We start from the raw sequence: 3,648 nt of genomic DNA, 5'->3' as shown, positions 1-3,648 counted from the left end.
GCCCACGCCTGCTTCCCCTAAATTTGCCGCAACGGCTGCTGCTGTTCCGCCGCTGGAACCAGCCGTGGTATAAGCCAAATTGTAAGGGTTTAACGTTTCGCCAGCCATCGAACTGATAGTAACTTTCGGACTAAAAGCCCACTCGGCCATGTTTGATTTTGCCAGTACAATTACGCCTGCATCTTTCAGTAGTTTTACCATGTGCGCATCTTCATCCGGTTTAAAACCTTTAAAAAGGATGGAACCGCCAGTAGTTTGCAATCCAGCCGTTTGGTAATTGTCTTTGATAATCATCGGGATACAATGCAGCAGCCTTAACTTTCCGGTTCGCTTGTATTCTTTGTCCAATTCTCGTGCTGTTTTTATAGCATCAAAATTAGTGGTGATAATAGAATTGAGATGGGTGGATTGATCGTAAGTTTGAATGCGTTGTAGATATTCGGAAACCAAAATTTCACAATTGCAGGTTCTTTTTTTAAAAGCTTGATGGATTGAGTTAATATCCGTTTCAACCACATCGAAATGATGCTGCGCCATTTCCGGCTTCCGCGTAAAACAACTGTTAAAAAGAAAAATGGAAAGCAGGAGAAAAGTAGTGATTTTTAATTTCATTAAGTTCGTTTTTGAAATGAATGATGCTTCTTTTATCACCCTAAATTTGTTATGAAACATAAAAGCACGGCCTATAACAAACCGTGCTTCTTTTATCGCCTAAAAAATGTTATACCGCGTCCGATAATGAACTAAACGTAAAATCCCTTATTTTCATTGGCGGAATTAAATAACTGCGGTAAGATTCTACACTGATGCTGCGTTCGGGTTTGCCCAGCGCTTCTACATTGTTCAGCATAATTACCGGACTTTCATTAAAGCGGAAGTTTTTAACCGGGTACATGATTTTGCCGTTCTCGATGTAAAATGTACCGTCGCGGGTTAAACCGGTCAGCAACAGCGTTTGCGGGTCAACCATACGGATGTACCAAAGCCGCGAAACCAAAATGCCACGTTCGGTACTTTTGATCAAATCTTCCACCGAAGCCGTTCCACCTTCCATGATGATATTGGACGGACCGGGCAGCGGTTTTACACCTTTTTTCTGAGCCCAATAACGCGAATAGCTCAAGTTTTTAACCACGCCTTTATCAATCCAGGTGGTTTTTTCCAGTTTATCGCCTTCGCGGTCCCACGTTGCCGAAGGCAGTTCCGGGTTAAAAGGATCCGAATAAATGGTTACTTTTTCGTCCATCAGCTTCTCGCCCAAACGCGTTCCGCCGCCGGGCTTGCTTAAAAAGCTACGGCCTTCATCTGCCTGGCGCGCGTCAAAACGGAACATGTTTTCCAACATATAAGTAGCCGCAACCGGTTCCAGAATCACTGTATATTTTCCCGGTTCGATGGCTTTTGCTCCTTTTGATCCGTTTGCTTTGGATGCTGCAATTTTCGTTGCCGTCAAGGTATCCAACTTGCTGATGTCGTTAAAACCGCGCGCCGCATAACCGGAAGCTGTTCCTTCGGCGTTGCGCGTGGTTACTGAAAAGATCACATCCGTATCTTTATTATAAGCAAACAAACCTTTCGAGTTCATAACTGCATTAAAACCTGTTGTGTTCTCCAGGAAACCTGCCGCCTGTAAATTTGCATCTTTACAAACCTGAATGCTTTTTAAAACCGCTTCGGCACGCGTGTCTGGCGTAATGGCAGCAGTAGAATTGATGTAACCAATGCCCTCCGGAAACTCCTGCGGGCCTTGCAAGGGCATGTATTCCGGGTTTTCAGGCGCCAATTGTGCCAGTTCTTCTGATCTTTTGACTACGGTTTGCAATGATTTATCGTCAAACTGGTCAATGGTAGAAGTTGCAGATTTTTTACCGTACGTGGAAGTTACCGCCAGCCCCAGCGTACTGATATCGCCAGCCGTAGAAACGCCGTTCCGCGCATAACGGATGTTGCCGCCTTCGCTGCCCGATAAACCAACTTCGCATTCATCGGCTTTAGAAAAACCAAGTACTTTTTTGAGTATCGTTTGGGCTTCTTCTTTACTTAATATCGCCATGTTTTTTGTTTTATATTGATTTCACAGATTTTTTTAGGTGATTTCACAGATTTCAAATTGATTCCACTGATTCAAAAATTGATTTCACAGATTCTTATTGTAAAAACAGCATCCTGTTAATTCCTAAATTCTATAAATCCTGGTTAATTTTTTAGATGATTTCACAGATTTTACTGTGTAAAAGCAGCATCCTGTTAATTCCTAAATTCTTTAATTCTGGTCAAGTCCTGTTTATATTTTTCGCGCCGTATTAATCACATTAACACCATTAAAACGCGTGGTGGCCGAACCATGAGAAACCGCGTTCGACTGCGAAGGCTGGCCTTTTCCATCGTTAAAAGCACCGCCTAAACGGTAATCGCTTTCATCGGCAATGGCCGCGCACGAATTCCAGAACTCTCGCGTATTGGCCTGATAAGCCACATCGTTTAACATGCCCGCAATTTTACCGTTTTTTATCTCGTAAAAGGTTTGTCCGCCAAACTGAAAGTTATAACGTTGCTGATCAATCGAGAAAGAACCATCACCAATAATGTAAATGCCTTTTTCGGTGTTTTTGATCATGTCGTCCACACTCAATTTTGTTTTTCCGGGCTGAAGCGAAACGTTTGCCATGCGCTGAAACTGCACATCGTTCCAACTTTGCGCGTAGCAGCAGCCTTGCGATTCTTTCAAACCGATGATATGTGCCTGATCGCGAATGGCCTGGTAATTCACCAAAACGCCATCGCTGATCAAATCCCATTTCTTGCATTTTACGCCTTCATCATCGTAACCAACCGCACCCAAAGAACCGGGCTGCGTTTTATCGGCAACCACATTTACCAACTTGCTGCCAAACTGAAATTTTTTCGATTCCCATTTATCCAACGTTAAAAAACTGGTTCCGGCGTAGTTGGCTTCGTAACCCAAAACGCGGTCCAATTCTGTCGGGTGGCCAACAGATTCGTGTATCGTCAGCCACAAATGCGACGGGTCTAAAATCAAATCGTATTTGCCCGGCTCTACTGTTTTTGCCTTGATCTTTTGGTTGGCTTCGGCTGTTGCGGCTTTCACATCTTCCAGCATATCGTAGCGGTTTTTGTAGCGCGTAACTATGCCGGAAACTTTATCCTGCGGCCTGGCGTTCAAATATTCGTAACCCATTCCCATCGGCGAACTCAACGATTTGCGCGATTGAAATTTGCCCGAAGCCGCATCAATTTTGGTAACCACAAAGCTTGGGAAAATACGGTGGATATCCTGGTCAATATAAGAACCATCCGTCGAAGCAAAGTATTTTTGCTCGTTCACTGCAAAAAAGATCGAGTTGATAAAACTGGCGCCGCCCGCTTTTGCCGCCGCATTTACCGACAATAACAAATCCGTTTTGTCTTTGATCGGTACTTCAAAAGCGTTAATTTCGATTGGTGTTTTCCAGCTTACCTCGCCATAACCTTTTTGCGGCGCCAATTGCACCGGTTCGGCCTGTATTTTGGCGTTTGCTTTGGCCACGGCAACTGCGCGTTCGGCCGTTTTGGCAACGTCTTCCTTCGTCATGTTGTTGCTCGCCGCAAAACCCCAGCAACCGTTTGCGATAACGCGGATGCCAACGC

3 protein-coding genes and 1 pseudogene are annotated in these 3,648 nt (G+C 44.5%); all 4 read right to left on the bottom strand.

Annotated elements, in window-relative coordinates; genetic code table 11:
- Positions 1 to 612: amidase family protein (locus Q0192_RS07980; protein WP_299288648.1), on the bottom strand; the 612-nt coding region annotated here is incomplete at its 3' end.
- Positions 613 to 721: 109 nt separating this feature from the next.
- Entirely contained in the window at positions 722 to 2,053 is a 1,332-nt protein-coding gene (locus Q0192_RS07975) for a TldD/PmbA family protein (protein ID WP_299288645.1), read from the bottom strand.
- A 231-nt stretch (positions 2,054 to 2,284) separates the two neighbouring features.
- On the bottom strand, positions 2,285 to 3,592 hold the full coding sequence (locus tag Q0192_RS07970; RefSeq protein WP_299288649.1) for a TldD/PmbA family protein: 1,308 nt from the start codon (positions 3,590 to 3,592) through the stop codon (positions 2,285 to 2,287).
- A 3-nt stretch (positions 3,593 to 3,595) separates the two neighbouring features.
- Positions 3,596 to 3,648 (bottom strand): annotated as a pseudogene (locus tag Q0192_RS07965) (DNA gyrase modulator); the annotation flags it as partial.

Origin of the sequence: uncultured Mucilaginibacter sp., assembly GCF_937859865.1 — a bacterium.
In the GTDB taxonomy this organism is placed as follows: Bacteria; Bacteroidota; Bacteroidia; order Sphingobacteriales; family Sphingobacteriaceae; genus Mucilaginibacter_A.
This window is presented reverse-complemented; position numbering and strand designations above follow the sequence as displayed.